Annotated in this window: 15 protein-coding genes and 1 pseudogene; 10 read left to right on the forward strand and 6 right to left on the reverse strand. The window is 67.2% G+C overall.

The window, feature by feature from the left end:
* Positions 1–599: 599 nt before the first annotated feature.
* Entirely contained in the window at positions 600–803 is a 204-nt protein-coding gene (locus tag ACWDRB_RS63435; RefSeq protein WP_449911771.1) for a hypothetical protein, read from the reverse strand.
* Positions 804–1,128: 325 nt separating this feature from the next.
* On the opposite strand from ACWDRB_RS63435, the gene ACWDRB_RS63440 reads away from it, so the two are divergent.
* From ACWDRB_RS63440 to ACWDRB_RS63455, 4 genes are all read left to right on the forward strand, one after another.
* The gene (locus ACWDRB_RS63440) at positions 1,129–1,752 is read left to right on the forward strand and encodes a hypothetical protein (protein ID WP_449911773.1); all 624 of its coding nucleotides are present in this window, start codon (positions 1,129–1,131) and stop codon (positions 1,750–1,752) included.
* Positions 1,742–5,830 carry a DUF6301 family protein gene (locus ACWDRB_RS63445; RefSeq protein WP_449911775.1) on the forward strand — a complete coding sequence of 1,363 codons (4,089 nt, stop codon included), beginning with the start codon at positions 1,742–1,744 and terminating at the stop codon, positions 5,828–5,830. Before ACWDRB_RS63440 ends, ACWDRB_RS63445 begins: the two co-directional genes overlap by 11 nt.
* 63 nt (positions 5,831–5,893) lie before the next feature.
* Positions 5,894–6,823, forward strand: a complete 930-nt coding sequence (locus tag ACWDRB_RS63450; protein ID WP_449911777.1) for an integrase core domain-containing protein — start codon at positions 5,894–5,896, stop codon at positions 6,821–6,823.
* 60 nt (positions 6,824–6,883) lie between these two features.
* A complete protein-coding gene (locus ACWDRB_RS63455) occupies positions 6,884–7,963 on the forward strand; it encodes a hypothetical protein (RefSeq protein WP_449911779.1) in 1,080 nt (359 codons plus the stop codon).
* Positions 7,964–8,470: 507 nt separating this feature from the next.
* On the opposite strand, the gene ACWDRB_RS63460 is transcribed toward ACWDRB_RS63455, so the two are convergent.
* On the reverse strand, positions 8,471–9,808 hold the full coding sequence (locus tag ACWDRB_RS63460; RefSeq protein ID WP_449911781.1) for an IS701 family transposase: 1,338 nt from the start codon (positions 9,806–9,808) through the stop codon (positions 8,471–8,473).
* A 326-nt stretch (positions 9,809–10,134) separates the two neighbouring features.
* On the opposite strand from ACWDRB_RS63460, the gene ACWDRB_RS63465 reads away from it, so the two are divergent.
* The 3 genes and pseudogenes from ACWDRB_RS63465 to ACWDRB_RS63475 all read left to right on the forward strand — a co-directional run.
* A complete protein-coding gene (locus tag ACWDRB_RS63465) occupies positions 10,135–10,674 on the forward strand; it encodes an AAA family ATPase (protein ID WP_449911782.1) in 540 nt (179 codons plus the stop codon).
* Between the two features lie 27 nt (positions 10,675–10,701).
* The gene (locus tag ACWDRB_RS63470) at positions 10,702–11,139 is read left to right on the forward strand and encodes a beta-galactosidase trimerization domain-containing protein (RefSeq protein WP_449911784.1); all 438 of its coding nucleotides are present in this window, start codon (positions 10,702–10,704) and stop codon (positions 11,137–11,139) included.
* 298 nt (positions 11,140–11,437) lie between these two features.
* Positions 11,438–11,572 (forward strand): annotated as a pseudogene (locus ACWDRB_RS63475) (alpha-L-arabinofuranosidase); the annotation flags it as partial.
* 42 nt (positions 11,573–11,614) lie between these two features.
* On the opposite strand, the gene ACWDRB_RS63480 reads toward ACWDRB_RS63475, so the two are convergent.
* From ACWDRB_RS63480 to ACWDRB_RS63495, 4 genes are all read right to left on the reverse strand, one after another.
* Positions 11,615–12,100 (reverse strand): hypothetical protein, encoded by a 486-nt coding sequence (locus ACWDRB_RS63480; RefSeq protein ID WP_449911820.1) that lies wholly within the window; start codon positions 12,098–12,100, stop codon positions 11,615–11,617.
* A gap of 103 nt (positions 12,101–12,203) precedes the next feature.
* A complete protein-coding gene (locus tag ACWDRB_RS63485) occupies positions 12,204–12,356 on the reverse strand; it encodes a hypothetical protein (protein WP_449911786.1) in 153 nt (50 codons plus the stop codon).
* Between the two features lie 72 nt (positions 12,357–12,428).
* Positions 12,429–13,082: a hypothetical protein gene (locus tag ACWDRB_RS63490; protein WP_449911788.1), complete on the reverse strand. Its 654-nt coding sequence runs from the start codon at positions 13,080–13,082 to the stop codon at positions 12,429–12,431.
* Positions 13,079–13,465 (reverse strand): hypothetical protein, encoded by a 387-nt coding sequence (locus tag ACWDRB_RS63495; protein WP_449911790.1) that lies wholly within the window; start codon positions 13,463–13,465, stop codon positions 13,079–13,081. Before ACWDRB_RS63495 ends, ACWDRB_RS63490 begins: the two co-directional genes overlap by 4 nt.
* 72 nt (positions 13,466–13,537) lie before the next feature.
* On the opposite strand from ACWDRB_RS63495, the gene ACWDRB_RS63500 reads away from it, so the two are divergent.
* The 3 genes from ACWDRB_RS63500 to ACWDRB_RS63510 all read left to right on the forward strand — a co-directional run bounded on the left by ACWDRB_RS63500 (position 13,538) and on the right by ACWDRB_RS63510 (position 20,092).
* Entirely contained in the window at positions 13,538–16,912 is a 3,375-nt protein-coding gene (locus ACWDRB_RS63500; RefSeq protein ID WP_449911792.1) for a CHAT domain-containing protein, read from the forward strand.
* Between the two features lie 123 nt (positions 16,913–17,035).
* Positions 17,036–18,706 (forward strand): hypothetical protein, encoded by a 1,671-nt coding sequence (locus ACWDRB_RS63505; protein WP_449911794.1) that lies wholly within the window; start codon positions 17,036–17,038, stop codon positions 18,704–18,706.
* Between the two features lie 342 nt (positions 18,707–19,048).
* Positions 19,049–20,092 (forward strand): helix-turn-helix domain-containing protein, encoded by a 1,044-nt coding sequence (locus tag ACWDRB_RS63510; RefSeq protein ID WP_449911796.1) that lies wholly within the window; start codon positions 19,049–19,051, stop codon positions 20,090–20,092.
* The last annotated feature ends 305 nt before the right edge of the window (positions 20,093–20,397 follow it).

Raw genomic sequence — 20,397 nt, forward strand, 5'->3', positions numbered from 1 at the left:
TCGAATTGGCCGCCAACGCGATCGAACGTAAAGACTAGATCAAGCTTCGTCTCGACACGTCTCGAAAGCGCAGACATCGGAGTTGCGAGCACTGCAACCATCGGATTAGAAGCAAGATCTTTAGTGTCGCACAGTGCCGTTTGATGGCATTTCGCGCCGCCTCAGCGCGCTTTGCGTGTCCGGCAGTGCCGGGTTCTGACGACGCGTGGCGGGGCGTACGAGCACGCACCGAGCACGGCGGCCGTCATATTCGATCATGGCGTCGCGGCTTCCCGAAATGGATTTCGCGCTCCAGCCACGTCGGCACCATCTATAGATGAAGGTGCAGTGCTCGGCACGTGCTCCAACCTGTACACAACTCGATGATCTCCGTGGCGTCGGGAGTGGCGCAGATCTTAGGACGCCGAGGCGGTTCTGATGTGATCGGCCAGTGGCGACAGCGATGACAGCGGCAGCTCCCGATGCGTACATGCCTGCCTGAGATCCAACTGCCGGGCCGCCGCTGACACTCCGGCCTCGGGAGCGGCGAACTGCGCGTTTGGCCACTACCGAGGTGTGTCCGGTCGTGCCGGGCCCTTAGTTTGTGCCTCTGTCGTCTCTCACCGGTCGTCGTCTGCGTGGTCATTACCATTCTGGTCCAAGTAGGCCAGCACGCCACTGGCCGTCCAGCTCATTACGGCGTTGAGCAATTCGTGGAGTGCGTTTCCGGAGTTACCTCCGCACGCATCGCTCACCGCGAGTGCGCTGAAAGCGATACCGACCGCCACGCCGGCGGCCGCGTACAGTTTGTTCCGCTTCTTCATGCGTTGATTGCAACATTGGGACGGCGAGACCAGTCCCGACGTATCATCAACATGATCTAGGGGGCAAGAGGCGCGGCCCAGCGGGGACCAGTCCCCTGTGGCACACCTTACGGTGACTGACGGTATCTTCCGCTGCGAGGCCCGCAAGGAGAAAGTCATGGGATCAGGGTTTCCTCCGCGCATAATCCCGCCGGGTACCCCCCTTCACGGCAACGGAGCGCAGCCGCCACCGGGGTCGATCCTGGTCAGGTCCGAGTACGGGGGGTACGCGGTACCGCAGCGCAGGTTCACCCTACATTTCGGTCGCGCGGCCGATGACGTCCACGTGACGTTGGGCGCGGACGACATCATGGTGAGTCGCCTGCATGGCGTGTTCACCTGCGACGGGCGCGATTGGTGGCTTCGCTGCGTGGGCACGCTGCCCATCCTTCGGCCAGATGGGCGCATGCTCCTTCAAGATCACGAGATTCGAATGAGGGTCGGGTACACCCCACTGACCATCGAGACGACCAACCGCAGATCGCACCTGCTCGAGGTGCACGTCATCGGAGGTGGCACCGATGGAGTGGCACGGCGCATGGATTCTGAAAGCCCGACCGGCGATCCGGACGTCTACGATCTAAGCCCGAAGGAACGGCTTGCCGTCACGATCCTGGCCCAGCGGTACCTCCGCCAGGAACCCAATCCCCAGCCAGTGTCATGGGGCCAATCGGCGATCGACCTGCGCCGTGTAGATCCTGACCGGCAGTGGACGGACAAGAAGGTCGAACACGTGATCGCGGATCTTCGCCTTCGCCTGGCACACGGTTCGAACCCGGTCAGCGGCCTGCTTCGTGAGGAGGTGGGCGAACCCGTGGGCAACAAGCTCAACGTCAACCTGATCAACGCGTTGCTGGTGAACGCCACCGTGATCCCCCAGGACCTGGAGATGCTCGGCGATGACTTCTGAGACACACGGAGTCGCTGGCGCCCCATGGCCTGAAGGGTTGGTCCTCGATGGCCGCTATGAGGTGAGGGAAATGGTCGGAGCAGGCGCGCACGGGGTCGTCTACCAGGCCAAGCATCTGCAGTGGAACGTCGACTTGGCCCTCAAACGCCCCGACCCGGCGGCCATGTCAGATGCCGCGCAGCGCAAGCGGTTCATCGACGAAGCGGAGGCATGGGTTTCGCTGGGTCTGCATCCCAACATCTGCTCCTGCCACTACGTTCGTGTCCTCGCCAGCACGCCGACGGTATTCGCCGAATACGTTGCCGGCGGCAGCCTGGGGAACTGGATCGAGACGCGTCAACTCTATGCCGATTTGACGGCGACCGCGGCGACCTTGCGTGTCCTGGACGTCGCCATCCAATGCGCTTGGGGGCTGAATCACGCGCACAGCCGCGGCCTGGTTCACCGGGACGTGAAACCTGCCAACCTCCTGGTGCAGCCTGAACCGTCTGGCTCAGGCCTCACCATCAAGGTCACCGACTTCGGATTGGCTCGGGCGTTCCCGGGCAGCACCCTGCTGCCGACGAACTCCCGCCGTGCTGTGCCTGGCGACGCTGGCTCGCTGGTGAGCACCGCCACCGGTACCAACCACTATGCCTCACCCGAGCAGGGGCGAGGAGAGCCGCTGACAGTACGTACCGATGTCTACAGCCTCGCCGTATCGGTGCTGGAGATGTTCACAGGTGAGCGGACCTGGAGGACAGGCGACCAGGCAGGCAACGCGCTGGATGATTATCTCCACGAAGGGCCTGCCGAGGTGGGGCTTCCCCCGATGCCGCCGCCTGTGGCCACGCTGCTGCGCGAGTGCCTGGGGGCGGATCCCGCGCACCGGCCGGGTTCGATGGCCGAGATCGCCAACGAACTCACTGACATCTATGCCGACATCACCGGATCCGCATACCCGCGCCCCCGACCGACCGACGCAGACCTGCGCGCTGACGAATTCAACAACCGAGCGCTTTCCCTGCGCGACCTCGGCAAGCTGACGGAAGCGGACAACGCGTTCGCCGAGGCCTTGCGAATCGACCCGCGACACGTATTCGCCACCTACAATTTCGGCCTCATCCGCTGGCGACGCGGTGCGCTCACTGACGAAGATCTTATCGCAAACCTCGAATCCATCAGCACGGACACCGGGTACACCGCAGAGATCCGCCTACTCCTCGCGCACGTACAGGAGGAACGCGGGAACCGGGCCAAGGCAACTGAGGTATCTGACACCTCCGACACGTCTGACAGCCTCATTGTCGTGCTCCCGACCCCTTGGAAGAACGCGCCGAACCCCCAGGTCTTCGGCCTGCCGCCGTTCCCCAACGGACAGCGGCCCCTGGACTCGGCTGAACGCGCCATCCGGATATCCAGGGACGCCAGCAAGACCCTGATCGGCTGCATCGACGGCTCGATCCTGCTATGGCAGGGGGACACGGAACAACGGGTTCGGGGAGTCATGCAGCTCAAGGGTCACAATGCGCCGGGGCATGACATCCAGCTCACCCCGGACGGCAAGCACGCGCTCACCGGCGCCTTCGACCGCACGGTCCGGCTGTGGGACCTCGACAGCGGCCGCTGCCTGCGAACGTTCCGCGCCGGACGGCGCGAGCGGGGACGCGTACTCGTCGGGATCAGCGCCGACGCGCGAATCGGAGTCTGGACCGATGCCGACAACCGCGTCCAGGTGTGGGACCTGCTGACTGGGCGACACCTGCATACCCTGAGCCGACCGGACGAGTACCTCGTCACTCTCGCCCTGTCGCCGGATGGGCAGACGCTGCTGGTCAGCCATGCATATGGGACCGACACGGAGGTGTGGGACACCAGGGCCGGACGTCTGCTGCGGCGGCTCACCATCGACAAACCGTTCGCGATGACCGCACTGTGTTTCAGCGACGACGGAACGCTCGCGGCGACCGCAGGCACGCTAGTCCCCACCATCCGGATCTGGGACGTGCACACGGGACGGTGCCGACAGACCCTATCCGGCCACGAAAAGGCCATCGACAACCTGGCGTTCTCCCCGGACGCGCGGTTCCTGCTATCCGGCTCGCAAGACGAAACCGTGCGCTACTGGGAGGTGCGTACTGGCCGCTGCGTGCGCACCTTTCGCGGCCACGTCGGCGAGGTGTGCGACGTCCGCTTCGCATCCTACCCAGGGCTACCGAACCGCGGCGAGATCGGATTGTCGGTCGGCAAGGACCACGACGTCCGTATCTGGCGACTCCCAGACTCCTATGCGGCGCCGGCGCAACTGTGCAAGCCACGACATATCAACGAACTCGACGGCGCGGCCCGCGAAGCCCTCGCCCTCACCGAGCAGGCTGAGCGTGCCCTGGCCGCCGATGACCGCCGCCAAACGCTGGATCTGCTGACCTTGGCACGCCAGATCCCCGGCCACGAACGGGCTCAGCGAGCCCTGAAGGCATGGGACGAACTGGCAAGGCGGACGAGCCGTACCGGGCTGCGGGCCATCTGGCCGATGGGCAAGCTCGCGGTCGGCGAGATGTCGCACCTCGCCGTCTCCAGAAACGGGAACGTGGCTGCGACGCTCACCGACTCGCGGCACGACGTCTTGTCTCAAGACCGCGAAATCCTGCTCTGGGACCTGGAGACCCGACGAATCATCGCAGCTCATCGCGTCGCGGGTGGGACCGACAGCATGGTGCGAGGGATCGCGCCGAGCCCTGACGGCGGCCAGGTCCTCTACGTCGTAGACGAGAGACGAGATTTGGACGACTACGGCCACGGCCGCCGCAGCCGCCTCAACCTGTGGCGGCCGGGCATTGGTGCCATGGCCTCGCAGACCCTGGACATCGGGGTCCGGGCCCTACAGCACTATGGGGAGGCAGGGCAGAGACTCCTCATCGGCGGCTACGACGGCTCGGTGCGGGTGTGGGACGTGCAGGCGTGGTGCGAAGTTGCCGCGCTGAAGGCTCACACCAAGGAGGTCGTGGACCTGGCGGTCGCCCGAAACGGCGGCATCGCCGTGTCCGGCGCGTGGGACGGTACCGCCCGTATCTGGGACTTGGAGCGGGCCGTGTGCCTGCACGTCCTGCCCCATTCGGCCTACGTGATGGCTGTCGATATCAGTGCCGACGCACGGCTCGTCATCAGTTCCGGCGCCCGCGAGGACCCGACGATCCGGGTCTGGGACGCGCGGAACGGTGCCTTTGTCCGCGAGTTCGAGCCGTTCGCCGGATGGGCAACGACACTGCGGTTCACCCAGGACGCGGCGTTCGCGGTCTCCGCAGGCACCGACGGGCGCCTCAGGGTCTGGGACGTCAACACCGGACGCCGCATCAGAGAGATCGAGGCGCACCGCGAATTTGTGGGCGGTTTCGGCATCACCGACGATGCTCGAATGATGATCTCCGCAGGCGGGTTGTTCGAGCCGGACGCCATCCTGTGGAAGCTCGACTGGGAACTGACGGTCACTCCCGAGACCGCACAGCACCCCAGCCAGCAGATCCCATCCACCCCCCGCCTAGACCTCGCCAGCCGGGAACCGGCAGGCCCGTCTGGGGCCGTACAGCGGACGGCCCAACCGACCCCATCCGGCTCCCGCGTAGACCTTGCCACCGCAGAAGCCATCGCCGACACGGGCCGCAATTTCCCATGGACCTGGGAACACCTCGACGCCAACCGCTTCTGCGCACACATGAACTGGCCAGAGCCTGAGCCCTACCGAGGACTCGGGGTCGAAACCATAACCTTGGCGCAAGTGAACAGCCCCACCGCCACCTTCACCCACTGGGGTCAACACATCGGGATGATCAGCATCAAAGTCACCGACACCATCGAAAACACCGAGCCCGGCACCTCGGACTTCATCGCCAACGCGTTCACGGCCCTGACGGACAAGCTCACAGCACTGCTCGGAGCGCCAGGGCAAATGCGACAGATCCACGGCCAGCTCGAAGCTACCTGGCGGGTCACCCCGACACTCATGATACAGATAAGCACTGTTAAGACGAGCTGTTTCATCCGGATGATCAATATCGGCTACTACCGCTTCTGGGAAGAGGCAAGGACTTTGAGCCCCTGAAATTACAAGCTCAAGGCACGGGGAACGCCGACTACACAGGAAGCTCAACACAGGCCCGAGACTGTGACATGGCTGACAAGCCATGTCACATTCCTGCTCAGGGCGCTGTGCCGCCGTGCTGCCGGAAAGCCGGCTCATGCGGAGATCGCCGCCATGCGGCAGCACTACCTTGAACTCGAACCCGTAGACGAACTGGTCGTCTTCCACACCCGCCTTGCACTGACCATGATCGACCTCACGGGTGACCTACAGCAGCCCGACGCAGCGTCGATAGCCTCTCAGATCGGACACCACATCCGCACAGCCGGTGACGGCTACGCGGCGCGAGACCTACTCACACACCAGGCATGCCGCACAGTTCTCACGGACGCTCACGAGCGAACGCTCCGCGCAATCGTCGAGGCAGCCGGACTGAGCACAGGCGCCATACCCGAACCGCTCATAGGCTCACAAGCCGACGTGCTGCTGGCCTGCGATTTCATCGAGACAGCCACTCTCAACGGCCAGCGGCAGTACATCCTGGCGGTGATCGAGCACGCCACCCGGCGTGTTCGTGTGCTCGGCACCACCGCTCACCCGAGCGCGAGCTGGGTCATCCAAGCGATCAGGAATCTGGTGATGGATCTCGAAGATGCGGGCTGCCGGGCGCGCTTTTTGATCCGAGATCGGGATGGGAAGTTTCCTGCTCTCATGGAGGAGATCCTTGCCGACGCAGGCATCCAGACCGTGCTCACTGGCATCCGGCTGCCGCGGATGAACTCGATCATGGGGCGGTGGGTGCAGTCCTGCCGCCGCGAACTCCTCGACCGCTGCCTCCTGTGGAATGAGCGCCACCTGCGTCACGCACTGCGCGAGTACGAACGGTTTTACAACCAGCACCGTGCCCATCAAGCCCTGGACCAAGCGGCCCCACTGCGCGCCGTCCCCGATCCGATCACGGATCCAGAGCGGATCATCGACCTGAATGTGTGCCGACAAGACCGGCTCGGCTGAATCTTTCACGAGTACTCACATGCCGCTTGACCTGCATGGACGTAGTTTTCGGCAGGCGCAATGCTCCGAGGCCAGGGTATCGGCGACGACAGCGCTAACGACCTGCCTTCGAACCTGGCAGGCTACGCCATGACGTCGAAGCGCTTCCGGGGTACCCCACGTCAGCGCCTTGCGATGGACAGGGAACGCATAAGGGCTGAAGATTGCCGGGTGCCGTCACCTCCGCGCGGGCGCGTGTTCAACTGGATCATCGTCGCCTCAGCCGTTGCCGGTGTGGTTGTGGTCGTGGTGCCGGCTCGCCATCAATGGGGCCTGTGGCTTGCCGGCAAACCGGTTGATACGCTGCCGCTGTTTTGGGACATGCCGGTTCTCATATGGGGCCGGATCGGCAAGGTGCTGCAGTTCGCGGCGGGCCTGGTCGCCATTATCGATCTGCTCGATCACCACAAGCTGCGCGCCACGGGACGGCAAGCCGGTCGGCGGCTGCGGGAACGCAGGGCGCAACAGCAGCTCAAGCTCCGCTCCCATCGGCTGTTGGCTCTGCGGCGCAAACTCTACGATAGTTTTATCGACGTCCAGCCTGTGGGGGGCCTATTCGGGGATCCCGTCCTCTTCCTCAATACCCGCCCGCCGACCGACTTCGGCCCAGTAGCGTCCTTCGCCCCCAAGGACTATCTCGGCTTCCGCGAGCGGGTGCTGGCAGGGTTGGACGCCCGCACCGGTGGCGGACTGTCCAAAAAAGAGGCCGAGCAGATCCGCGAGCAGGTCGACGTGTTTCTCAAGGACCACTTGCCACCGGAGGACATAGCCCTGTCCGAGCAGAGCGAAAGAAAATGGGGGGGATTGACCACGCTGGTCTGCGTGGCCCTTCTAGGCAGCGTCGTCTACCACTGGATGGCTGGGCCCATGCTGGAGTTGATGCTCCTTCATGGCGTGCTCATAGCGGGCTTCTTGACGCTCCTATCGCCGGCGGGGCCCTACGTCGCAGCCCTGCCCGGCCTAGCCCGCGAGGTGCCCGCGCTGCTGGCCGGATACCTCGCCACGCACCTGCTCGACCGGACCCACCCGCTGCACGCCTTCCGCAAGATCGCCGTGGTGCTGTTCATCATCGGCTTCGGTCTGGACCTGCTCGCCTCTTGACCGGCACGCGCCTCCAAAGCCCGAGGCCATGATCGGCGTCACCTCGACTAGCCACCCGGCATGCTCACATCGATCTCCCCGACCACGTTCCCATCCAGCGTCCAGTTACGGCCAGCCGCGCTTGATCCAGCGGAGCTCGGGAGCCGGGCGCAAGCAGGAGGCCCCAACCGGGTCGATGATCCGGTTGGGGCCTCCTCGCGCGATACATGCAGATCCGATCGCGGCAGCAATCTACCTCAGGTGCTTCTCCTTGCGGCGCCGCTGCGCCAGGATGCGTTCGCCATCGTCGATGACCTCGAAGACGGCGAGATAGCCGCCGTCGTTCTTGTCGATGAGCAAGGTTGCAAGTCGATGCGGCACGGCAGACACCGCACCAGGAACTGCTCGTGGACCTCCATGGCAGCTTCGCGTGGCGGTCACAGCAGGGCATCTCGTCCCACGCCCCCGCAGCAAGGCTCGGTGTAGCGGTGTACGTACACCCCCGACTAGTACGGCAGCCGCCATTCGTTAGGTGAGCTGGATATATGCGGTGGCCAGGCGTGTTCGTTGGTGGAACCAGCGGGCACGTGCTTGGTGACGGCGGCGCCAGGCTGACCAGTGGGCGGTGTGTTCCAGTGATGGTGTGCGGGTGGTGGCGGCGTTGAACAGGCGCTTGATCTCGGCGACCGTCAGCGGGATCATGCCGGGCTCGGCGGGTGGTCGCTGGTCAGGGCTGGTGGGTGGCGGGGCCTGGGTGTTGGTGCGGCGCCGAGCTTGTGCGGCGCTGGTCGCGCAGATGGCCAGGGCGGCCATGACCAGCACGGTGTGGCGCAGGATCGCCTGATAGAGGCGGACCTGGGACTCATCCAGGCCGAACAGGTCCTTTCCGAACTCAAAACACTCCTCCACCGGCCAACGAAGCCCGGCCACGGCTACCAAGCGGGCCAGGGTGACGGGCCGGCCTTCGGGGATGAAGCAGTAGTGGAAGGCCAGCTCTCCGGTCGTGCGGTGCTTGCGGACCAGCAGATAGTGGGTCGTGTTGGCGGTGGTGATCCAGGCCCAGGCGTAGGTGCGCTCGCCCTTGGAGCCGTTCCCGGCCGAGCGGATGGTCCAGGTGCGTTTCTGCTTGAGGTGCTTGGCCACGATCTGCTCGCAGGTCAGGCAGGTGCCGCCGCCGAGCGTGAGGGTGAAGGTGGCGCGGATGCGCAGCACGTAGGCCTGGCCGCGCTCTTCCAGGAAGGCGCGCAAGGCAGGGCAGGCGCCGTAGACCTCATCGCCGGCCACGAAGTCCAGGCGCGCATCGTCGGCGTAGGCGTCAACGAGCAGGTCGATGGCCAGCTTGCCCTTGGTCGCGAATGCCGGCTCCAGGGGCAGGCCGGTGGAGATCGCCTTGATCGGATCGTTGATCTGCTCGGCGGGGATCCACTGCCGCGCACCGATCAGCGCGTGCCCCGCACCCGCGCGGACGTAGGCCAGGTGCACGGTGTTGATGCCATTGTCGATGCCGCCCGCGCAGCCCATGTGCTGGCGCTTCACGCCCGCAGTCGCGACGCCCTTCTTCTCCTGGCCGGACTCATCCAGCGCTCCCACGATCAGGCTGTCCGGCCGGGCGGCGGCATCCAGACGGGTGATGACGAATCGGCGGATGGCGCTCATCGCACCCGGGGTGTCCCAGCTGGCGCGGTTCAACAGCCGCTGGGTGGCATCGGGGCTGCGGTCGCCCACCCACTCGGCGATTGTCCAGCCGTTGCGCTTGGGCAGGTCGGACATCACCGCCCGGACGTACTTGGCGGCCTGCAGCCGCGGCTCGACCCGGGCGAACATCGGTGCCAGCGCGGTCATGAGGTCATCGGTGTTCCGCTGCACCCGCGTGGCCTCTACGATGAGGCCTGCAGCCGTTCTCGATCTTGTTCTCTTCACACAGACATGATCATGAGCGGCTGCTCTCGTTGTGCAGGATCGCCATCACAAGAGCGCATCGGCCAGCGGCTCATCATCCCAGCTCACAAAGCAAATGGCGGCTGCCGTACTAGGACGCTCTGGTCTCCTAAGTCCCTGCTTCATCGCAGGCTTCTATACTTCTCATAAGCGCCAGCTATTCAGGGCAGCCAAAACGGCCAAGCCTGGACATCCAGGACAAAAGATGCAACTCGTATGCGCCAAATTCACGAACTTCCGCGCCCTCCGAAGAGGTGAAGATTCGCATCGATGATGCGACCACACTCATCGTCGGAAGGAACAACAGCGGTAAGACTTCCTTCGTCGAGCTCTTCGAGAGGTTCTTTGGCAGCAAGCGGCCACGTTTCACGCTGGACGACTTACCGACCTCCCAAATCGACGCCATCAAGCGTGCTGTCCGCACCTACCGCCAGGGAGAGCGCTTCAAGGACTCAGATCCGTTACAGGCCAGTACGCTGACCGACAAAGCGATCAAGCTACTGCCGAAGATCCTCCTCCGACTCACCATTGCCTACCGGGAAGACGAAGACCTCTCAGCGATCAGCGCGGTCATCGTCGACCTGTCCGAAGACTGCCACGAGGCCGAGATCGAGGCGCGGGTCGAGGTACGGAGTGCTCTGGACTTCCTCAACACCGCCGCCAAGGCGAAGGCCGACGACAAGCAGCTCGCAAAGTATTTTCTGCGCTACTTCCACGCGACGTTCCATGCCGTTGGCACAGGCCCGGCGTCGGCTCCGGTCACCCGGGAGACGGAAGCGCGTACGGCAGGATGATCCGCTGTGCTGCTTTGCCTGGCCTACATGACCGTCACGAACGCCTTCGCCGCGCTGCGACTGCTACCCATGAGCGATCGGGACAAGGACGTGGAGATTCTCGTCCTGCGTCACCAGATCGCCATCCTTGAACGCCAACTCGGCGCTGACACCAGAGTGACATTCATGCCCGAGGACCGGGCCCTTCTCACCGCTCTCCTGACCTCGCTGCCGCGCGAGATTCTGCGCCGCCTGCGGCTTCTCGTCCGGCCGGACACCGTCCTGCGCTGGCACCGCGACCTGATGAGACGTCGTCACAGCCTGAAGGGTGTCAATACTCCGTTCACGGTCGTGAGCTACCCCGCGGCCGAGGTGCTCTCCACGTACAAGACCGGCGAGTACGCCGGACGCCCCGCCGTCACGCTGCGCCGCGCCGGTACGGGCTCGGCCGCCTGCGTCTCCACCCGGCTCGCCCGGACGGCCTGACCGTGCTCCTCTCCCGCCTGCTGGAGACCTCCGGCGTCGGTTCCGTAACTGCCGCCCGAGCTCCGCAGCCTCGTCGACCTCGCCGTACGCACCGACGGGGACCCACGACTACTGGTTCCTCATCAACCGCACCGACGACCACATCGATCTGTCCGCGCTCTCCGGCCGCTCCCTCCACGGCCCTTCTCTGGCTCCGGACGCGTCCGTCGCCCCGCGCCAGGTCTGCGTCCTCCGGTGCCCACATCTTGACTCGACGTACGCCCACCCTGGTCCCGGGAGCTCAGCGATGCACCCGGCACACCTCGGCCGCTGCGTCCATACCGGCATCCACGAACCGGACCACCCCGCAGCGGACGCGGAAGGGTCCCGCCGCGACGTCCTCGCGCTCACCCGGGAGCTCGGCATGACCACCGTGCGCTACCCCGCGAGTTCGTCCGGCGACCCCATGCGGCCGACCTGGAGCCCATCATGGCGGTCAACCTCGGCACCCGGTGTGCCCGGCGTACGAGACGGCCGAGTTCAGCGAACCCGTGGAGCTGAAGCTCGACGCGAGCGGCCGAGCTGCGCGCACGGGAAAGGTCACGCGCGGGAAACGCGTCTCGGAGAGGTCGATCGTCCCGTCCTGTGGTTCGTCGAGGGCGACGGCGGTCGCGAGGGCGGCCTGGACGTCCGTCGGAAGGGCCTTGGCCGTCCTGGCCACCATCATGTCGCCGAAACCGGCGGTGCACTGCGTCGCCGCTAGCTTGGAGACACAGAAGTCGTGATTGCGGATGACGGCAGCGAGTATGTTGCGGATGGTGAGGCGGTCACGAGGGGAATCGCGTGTGAGGCGTTCCAACGCGTAGATCCCGCCGAGGCTGCCGTCGGCCCAGCAAAGGACACGGAAAAAGACCAGGCGTCGCGGTGTTGGCGGGCTGAGTCCCTCAAGGGCACGAGATGTAGCCTCGTCGAACAGGTCCACGCCGTCGGCGACCCAACCGCTGCCCTGGCCGCCGCCCGCCGCGTCTCCCCGAGCATCGCGATGTGGAGTTCATCGACCCGGGGTTCGGCCGGGGAAGGCCGTGTCAGTCGGCCAGTGGAGAGCCCGGCTCCCATCTGCTCTTGCGCATCCAGCGTGACAGAGTGCGGCCGGTCTCGGCCTGCCACTGCGGCCTGAGCATGCTGTCGAGTTCGTGGATGTGGAGGTCCACGGCAGCCTCGACCAACTCGGCGAACATGGCGATCGCCTGGCGGGCCCGCAGGACGGCGCAGACCTGCAGCCAGACGCCTATCGCCGCGGCCGGCCACCATCACGGCGTGAGCGCCAGGTACAGCCAGCCCCACCCCGACAGCGTGGCGGCGGCGGTGTAGGCGTCGCGCGCTGTGGTGATCTCCGCCCGCCGGTCTCCCGGCAGCAGCAGCCACAGCCGTGGCCAGGCGGCGACCAGGTCCAGGCCGTAGGCGGTCTCGACGCGGACGTGCAGGGCGTTGAGCCGGTCGGCCATCCAGGTCGGCCTGTCGGCCTCGACCAGGGACAGCTGGTCGGCCGCCGCGATGGCTCTGAGCACCGCCCGCTCGCCGGCGTCGTCGCGGTCAGCCTTCTCCTTCGCACGCCGCGAACGCCGCCGCCGCCAGTCCGCCAAGGCGCGGCCGGGCGGCCGTACTCCACGCGCGCTCCACAGCGCGGCGACCCCCCGGCCCAGCCCCTGGGCGACCACTCCCACGGCGGTCGCGCCCGCCACCGTCGCGGCGACGAGGAGGACCACGCCGCCCGGAGAGGCCAGGGAGGCGTCCGCAGCCCACGTGGTGATGCGCCGGCGCAGCAGGTCTGCGTCGAACGCGTGCTCAGCGCCGAGCGCGGTCCCCGCGGCCGCGACGGCCAGGTACAGCAGGCCGGGCAGGGCGAGCAGATTGATCCACCGTTCGGCCAGCTTCTGGCCGAGCGCTGACAGGAAGCCGGTCACGGAGCGTCCGTGGCGGCGCGCGCCGGCAGTTCACGTCCGTCGATGCCGCAGCGCGGCGGCTCCTGCCACGGCCGTACCCGGCCGCGCCCGGAGCAGATGCCGCGCGGGCACGCCCACCACTGTGCGCCGTGATCGCCACGCAGCGGCAGCGGCTCGTACGCGCGGGAGGACCCGAAGAGCGGCCGCCCCTCGATCTGCTGGAGCAGGTGGTCGAGCGCGTCGAGGTCGCTCTCAGCCGCCGGCCCGACCGTGCCCGCGGCCATCGCCGTACGGATCCTGGTGAAGGCGGCGTGCATCCCGTGGGATCGGGCCAGTTCCTCCAGCGCCGGGTCGCGCAGTTCGCGGCAGAAGACCGACACCTTCTGATCGAGGGGAATCGTCATGCTCTCGTTCTACTGCCCGCGGTCATGGTCGAAGAAGATAATGCTGCCAGGATTCGAGAAGGGGCCTGGCTCATGCGTGAGACGCTGATCGCGGCGCTGCGGGCTCGTATCGAGCGGGCGGAGCACGGTGAGGCGGGCGCGGTGCTCGACGTCGCGGCCATCGAGGAGACCGCGGCGCTCCTGCTGTCGACGGCTCGCCCGCACGCCGACCTCGACGTCGTCGAGACAGTCTGCCAGGTGTACAACCATCGCCAGAACGCCTTGCGCGACTCGCATCCCGCCTTGGGCAGGGACGAGGACCTCTATCAGGCGGCGCTGCTGTTCGGCCTGCTGTTCGACCTCGATCCCCGGCGGGTGCCCTCCCCTCTGCGCGAGGGTATCGCCGCCGCCCCCTCCACCAGCCCGGACCGGCCCGCCGCGCTCCTCATACGGCCCGCGCAGCAATTGCACGAGCACTACCGCGGGAGCGGCGGCATCGAGGGGCTGCGTACCGCCGTGGAACTGTTCCGGCGCGCGACGCAAGTCGCGCCCGCCGGCACCCCCAACCACGTCACCGCCTCGATCAACCTGTGCGGTGTGCTGTGCAACCTGTACGACGAGACGGGCTCGGCGGACCTGCTCCGCGAAGCCGTGGACGCCGGAGCCGCGGCGGCCGCCCACGACCCGGGCGACGGGGAGACGGACCGCTTGGACAACTACGCGATCGCCCTGCGCAAGCTGGCCTATCACGGCGGCGGCAGAAGCGTCGCGATCGAGGCCCTGGAGTTGACCCGCGCGATCGCCCGAACCACACCGCAGGGCCACCCCGCCCTGGGCCAGCGACTGTTCGAGTACGCCATGACGCTTTCCCACCTGCACGAGCACAACGGCAGCCTGGCCACCCTCACCCGTGCCATAGCGGTGTACCGTCAGGCCATCGCCTACGGCACGGTCAACGCCGACGAGCCCTTGTCGTTCCTCTGCGTGGCGCTCACCCGCCTGTACGAGCGCACCCGCGTCGCGGCACCGCTCGAAGAGGCCGTCCAGTGCGCCCGGCAGGCCGTCCGGGCCGCCCCGCCGGAGAGCGTCCGCCTGAGCCAGTGCCAGACCAACCTCGTCCTCGCGCTGCGCGCGGAATACGAGCGGACCGGGCTGCTCGAACCGCTGCGTGAGGCCATCGCCCTCGCCCGAGCCGCCTGCGCCGCGGCCGTGGACGCGCATCTGCGCGGCCTGTACCTGTCCAACCTGAGCGTTTGCCTGCTACGCCTGTATTGGCGTACCCGGCAGGTCGATCTGCTCCACGAGGCCGTGGACCGGGCAGAGCAGGCCGTCCGTCTGACGAGCGAGGACTGGCCCGAACATCCGAACGTCCTGAACAACCACGCGACCGCCCTGCGCTGGCTGTACCAGCGGACCCGCGAGCCCCGGGTCCTGGAGCGGACGATCGCCGCCGCGCGCGCGGCGGTCGTCGCGGCCGCCGACGACCTGGTGATGAAACCGATGGTGCTGGCCAACCTCGCCACCGCCCTGCACGACCTGTGGGGTCTGACGGGAGACCTGGACACGCTGGCCGAGGCGGTCGACCGGTCCCGTGAAGCGTATCGGGCCGCCACCGGTCCGGCCGCCCAGTACGTGCCGAGGCAGCAACTCCTTTCCAACCTGTGCGGGTGCTTACGGGAACTCGGCGAGCACAGCGGCGACGTCGACCACCTCCGCGAAGCCGTCGAGATCGGGCGTGCGGCGGTGGCCCGGGGCGATCACCAGGAGATGGGCGACTGCCTGGTCAATCTCGCGAGCAGCCTGTACACGCTGCAGGCGAACACGAACGAGCCGGGACTGCTGGACGAGGCCGCCGAGACGGCGCGCCGGGGCGCGACCCTGGATTCGGCGCCGGCGTACTCCCGGATGCTGGCCGTGGCGGCTTGGACGCTCTCCGAGCTCGACGCCGGCCGTCCCGCCAAGGCGCTGGAGGCGGTCGACTACGCCGTCGAAACCCTCCTGCCCGCGCTCGCCCCGCACGACGGACGGCGGCTCGACCGCGAGTACGGGCTGGAGCCGGTCTCCGGCCTCGCCGCGATCGCGGCCGGCACAGCTCTGACGCTCAGGCTCCCGGACAAGGCGGTCGAGCTGATCGAACGCTGCAGGGGCGTGCTCGCGGCTGAGTCGATCGCCGTGCAACGCGACCTCAGACGTCTGCGGGAGGTGGCGCCCGGCCTCGTCGAAGAAGTGGACACGCTGCGCCGTCTGTTCGAGAGGTCCCCGGACGGCGCGGGGGCCGCCACGGACCCGGCCGAGGCGGCCACGCTGAGCGAGCGGTCACTGCTGGCAGGACGCTGGCACGCTGTCCTGGCCCGCATCCGCGCGCTGGACGGCTTCACGACGTTCCTCCGGCCGCCGCCCGCCCCCGACCTGGCGCACTTCGACGGTCCTGTCGTCGTGATCGGGCTGTTCCGCGACGACGGTTACGCGCTGCTGATCGAAGGGCCGTCGCGGGTCCGCCACGTACCGCTCCCGGGCCTGACGGGGCGGGAGACGGTAGCCAGGATCCAGTCCTTCCTGGCGGCGACCGACCCGGACCCCTACGCCACCCTCAGCGAACGCGAGCAAGCCGACCAGGCGATCCTGTCCGTCCTCGGCTGGCTCTGGGACGTCGTGGCCGATCCGGTGCTGCGGGCGCTCGGTCACACCTCCCCGCCGCCTCCCGGCGCCGCCTGGCCGCGCGTGTGGTGGTGCCCTCTCGGAGGCATGGCCCTGCTTCCCCTGCACGCCGCCGGCCACCACGGTCACTTGAACGCCGTCCTCGATCGCGTGATGTCGTCCTACACGCCGACGCTTCGCGCCCTGCAGCACGCCCGCGGCCGCGGGCGCCGGAACGGCACGCCGAGAACGCTCGTCGTCGCCGTGCCAGCCACGCCGGGTATGGACCCGCTGCCCGGGGTCACGTCGGAAAGGGACGGCATCACCGGTCTCATGCCCGCTGTCACCGTGCTGGAGGGCGGGCACGCGATCCGCGAGAAGGTGCTGGCGGACCTGCCCGAGCATGCGATCGCCCACTTCGCCTGCCACGGCGTCAGCCGATGGGACGCCCCCTCCCAAAGCGCCCTGATGCTCTCCGACGCCGACCCGCTGACGGTCGCGGACATCGCCCGGCTCGATCTCGACGGGGCCGGGCTGGCCTACCTGTCGGCCTGCAACACCGGTGATCCGAGCACCCGCGTGCCGGATGAGGCCGTACACATCACGTCGGCCTTCATGCTCGCCGGGTTCCCGCACGCCATTGGCACCCTGTGGCCGATCGACGACCAGAAGGCAGCGGTGATCTCGAACGAGTTCTACCGGCGACTGGCCGAGCGCGGCCTGGACGTCGACGCCGCTCCCCATGCGCTGCACGACACGATCCGGCACAGGCGGGACATGGCACCTGGCCGGCCGCTGGAGTGGGCGGGTCACATCCACGCGGGACGCTGAAGGAGACACGCCAGATCGCATGGGAGCCATTTCCGGATCCCAGCGCGCGGCTGTCACGAGTAATGTGCGATTCCCCGCATCGGTATCTCACCGGGAGGCCGTATGGCTCCAGACAATCGCCGCGTGCAGACCGCAGTACTCGACAGCCCCGACTCCGACCATCCGCTCTCCCTCCCGACGGACCGGAAAGAGGCGGACTGGTATCTGTCCCGGTATCGCGGAAAGGCGTTCTACTGCGGATTGTGGCTCGGGGGTTGCGGATGGCGGCTCACCGCCAAACTCTACGGTGACCGGGTCTGCCATTTCGCGCATCTTCCCGACCCGGAGGGAATGGCCCCCGCCTGTGAACGCCGGGGCGGAATCGAAAGCGCCGACCATCTCTTCATTCATCGCGGCCTGACGTCCCGCATGGGCGAACAGCAGCGCTTCGACGGCCGGATGGACAAGGAGCGCTGCACCGACCTTCTCGTACGCCGCCGCAGGAGCAGGTCGGTCGTCAAGGTTCAGTTCGTCAACCTCACCCCCGCCGAATGGGCGGAGCAGGACGAACTCCTGCATGCCCAGTTCGAGCACGTGAATTGGATGGTCGGCCCCACGGCGACCAGAACCGGCCGCCATCTGCTGGAGCGCGACGGCTACGCGTTGCATGTCCGCTGCGCGGAGGGAAGAAACGGCGTGAGGGCAGTCATGGTCGGCACCGAGACCCGCGACGGCGACCTCGAATGGAGCAGCCTGAACGATTGCGAGTTCACCGACAAAGGGCTCGTCACCCCGTTACTCCGCAACACCCGAACCGGCGGCCGCGCCACAACGCCGCCCGGTTTCCCCCTGGCGGTCAAGGACGTCGTCGTCCGCCCTCAGGAGCCGGTCACCAGGCCTGATGTCCTGCCTCACTCCCATGTCGCGGCGATCGAGGTCGTCGTGGGCGAACGCGAGCCGATCAAAGCCCGCCTCGCGCTGCCCGGCCATGATGTTTTCGTGGTCGGCGAGCCGTACGCGCTGGTAGAGCCAGCCTCGGTCGACGCCGCCGGGGTGGAAGGACATCCCGTCCCGACATGGACGATCTTCAGCGCGGGCGTCACCCCGCTCAACCCGCCCGAGCCGGAGGCGGACAAGGCCCCCGCGCCGGACGAGCTGATCCGGCACAGGCTGACCACCCTCATCGCCGAGCTCCGCAAGGCCAGGAACGCGGGTCGGCACGACGAGGTCCTGGCCATGCTCGACGCCCACCGGGCCCTTCTCAGCGAGCTGACCCGCAGGGAATTCCGCTCCGAACGTGCCAAGGTCATCGAGGTGGATCGCTGGGCGCATGCCAGGACGCAGGCCCACCGGCCGAGCCCTGCGCCGGCTGCCCGGCGAGAGACGACACGGGCGCTCGGTGGCGACCCGCCGGTCCGGGTGTCCATGGACGCGGTACGCCACGAGCTCGCGCTGCTCCTCGCGCAGCTTCGAGGGGCGAGGACCAAGGGTGACCACCGACGCATCTCCCAGTTGCTCGACGACCACGCCGCTCTGACGGAATCCGCCGCCGCCGACCCCGCTCTCGGGAAGCTGACCAAGGAGATCGAGACGTTTCGCCGGTCCCCGTCCTCGGACCGGCTGCAGGAGATCATCGACGAGCTGCACGAGGCGAAGCGCGGTGATCGGGTCGAGCGCGTCCGAGCCCTGATGAAGGAGGGTACGCATCTCGTCATGCGCCTCGGCGATGCGATCGGCCCCGAGCAGCGGCAGGAACTGGTCGACAGCGGCCAGTGGCTGGCGGAGGCGGCCGAACGCGGCACCGGAGGACGATGACGCGGAAGCGGGCCGCCTCCCGCGTCCAGGCCTCTCGGAAGGCGAGAACGCTTGAGCATCGGTTCCGGGACCGGCTCGGACGTGGACGCGGGTATGAGTCGCGGCCGGGCACGGCGCCGAGGTGGGGGTGGCCGGTGAGGTGACACCAGGCGGGCAGGTCGATGGGGGCGGCCGGGTCGGTGCTGGCCTGGAGGTTGGTGGCGGTGCCCGCGCCGTATTCCTTGAAGTGCCGATGCCGATGAGAAAGTCGGCACTTCGGTTCCGGTGGGTGAGGCCGCCTCAGTCGGCCTCAGTGGGTGTCCCGCTCGGCAACACGGTTTCGTACTGTGAGCTGGGGTTTTGGTGCACGATCAGAGCGGCGGCTGCGACCATCTCAAGGTGTTGTTATCGCTTGCCTACCGGTTGGTGAGGGCCTTGTTCAGTCTGCTGACAGTGCTGGTTCGCGCTGATCTACATAAGGACGCTGAGCTGCTGGCGCTCCGGCACGAGAACCAGGTACTCCGCCGTCAACTCGGTGGCCGGCCACGGTGGGATCATGCCGACCGACTCTGGCTTGCGGCGTTGGCGCGACTGATCCCCCGCCATCGATGGGCGGAAGTCTTCCACGTCACCCCAGCAACGATCTTGCGCTGGCACCGCAACCTGGCAGGACGTAAGCGGACCTTCACCGACAGGCGACGCCCGGGACGGCCCAGCACCCACCAGCCCGTCAAGACGCTGATTGTCCGGATGGCCCAGGAAAACCCAGCCTGGGGGCACCGGAGAATCCAAGGCGAGTTGGCGCGCCTCGGCTACAACATCGCGGCCTCCACAGTATGGGGGATCCTGCACGCCGCGGGTATCGATCCGGCACCCCGCAGGGCTGGGCCGACCTGGGGGCAGTTCCTGACCGCTCAAGCCCACGCGATCATCGCGTGTGACTTCCTCGTCGTCGAAACGGTGCTTCTCAAGCGGCTGTACGTGCTGGTGTTCATCGAGCACGGCACCCGGCGACTGCACCTGGCCGGAGTCAGCAGACACCCGACCGGAGCATGGACCACGCAGCAAGCTCGCAATCTGGTCATGGACCTTGGCGACCATATCGCCGAGCTTCGTTTCGTGATCCACGATCGGGACCCGCTCTTCACCTCCGCCTTCCGGGAGGTCTTCCAAGCCGAAGGGCTACGGAACAACACCACCATGCCGCGAACCCCGAGGATGAACGCCATCTGCGAGCGGGCCATCGGCACCCTGCGCCGCGAACTCCCGGACCGGACCCTGATCCTCAACGAACGCCACCTGGCCCTCGTGCTGCACGAGTATCTGCTCATTACAACAGGCACCGTCCGCACCATTCCCGGCAACAGCGTCCTCCGGACATCGTCGCGCAGCCCGCCCGGCACATGACCGCCCTCGACGACCTGTCATCCGCCCGCCGAAAACCCGTCGTCACAGGCACGATCAACGAATACCACCACGTCGCCTAACCGCAGCGCAGACCACGTAACTCAATATTCGAGCGGCACACGGTCTGCCAGGCCGTAGGGCCGGTGGCGTGCCAGATGTTCATCCCACCTGGTTCCAGCGCGCGCCGCAGCAGGGCAGCGGTGTGCACGGCGCCCCGCATCAGCAGGCCCGCGCGGTCCGGGCCGATGGCTCGTCATCCCGGGAGCCGGTCATTTCCTTCCTGAGGAAGCTCCGGCGGCCGTGGT

The sequence above is a fragment of the Nonomuraea sp. NPDC003707 genome (assembly GCF_053587055.1).

What these genes read in the sequence shown, in the direction of transcription:
- ACWDRB_RS63485 (WP_449911786.1), bottom strand. Translation starts at nt 12,356, where the DNA reads ATGTTCGCCGAGTTGGTCGAGGCTGCCGTGGACCTCCACATCCACGAA.
- ACWDRB_RS63445 (WP_449911775.1), top strand. Translation starts at nt 1,742, where the DNA reads ATGACTTCTGAGACACACGGAGTCGCTGGCGCCCCATGGCCTGAAGGG.
- ACWDRB_RS63455 (WP_449911779.1), top strand. Translation starts at nt 6,884, where the DNA reads ATGCTCCGAGGCCAGGGTATCGGCGACGACAGCGCTAACGACCTGCCT.
- ACWDRB_RS63500 (WP_449911792.1), top strand. Translation starts at nt 13,538, where the DNA reads ATGCGTGAGACGCTGATCGCGGCGCTGCGGGCTCGTATCGAGCGGGCG.
- ACWDRB_RS63470 (WP_449911784.1), top strand. Translation starts at nt 10,702, where the DNA reads ATGACCGTCACGAACGCCTTCGCCGCGCTGCGACTGCTACCCATGAGC.
- ACWDRB_RS63435 (WP_449911771.1), bottom strand. Translation starts at nt 803, where the DNA reads ATGAAGAAGCGGAACAAACTGTACGCGGCCGCCGGCGTGGCGGTCGGT.
- ACWDRB_RS63495 (WP_449911790.1), bottom strand. Translation starts at nt 13,465, where the DNA reads ATGACGATTCCCCTCGATCAGAAGGTGTCGGTCTTCTGCCGCGAACTG.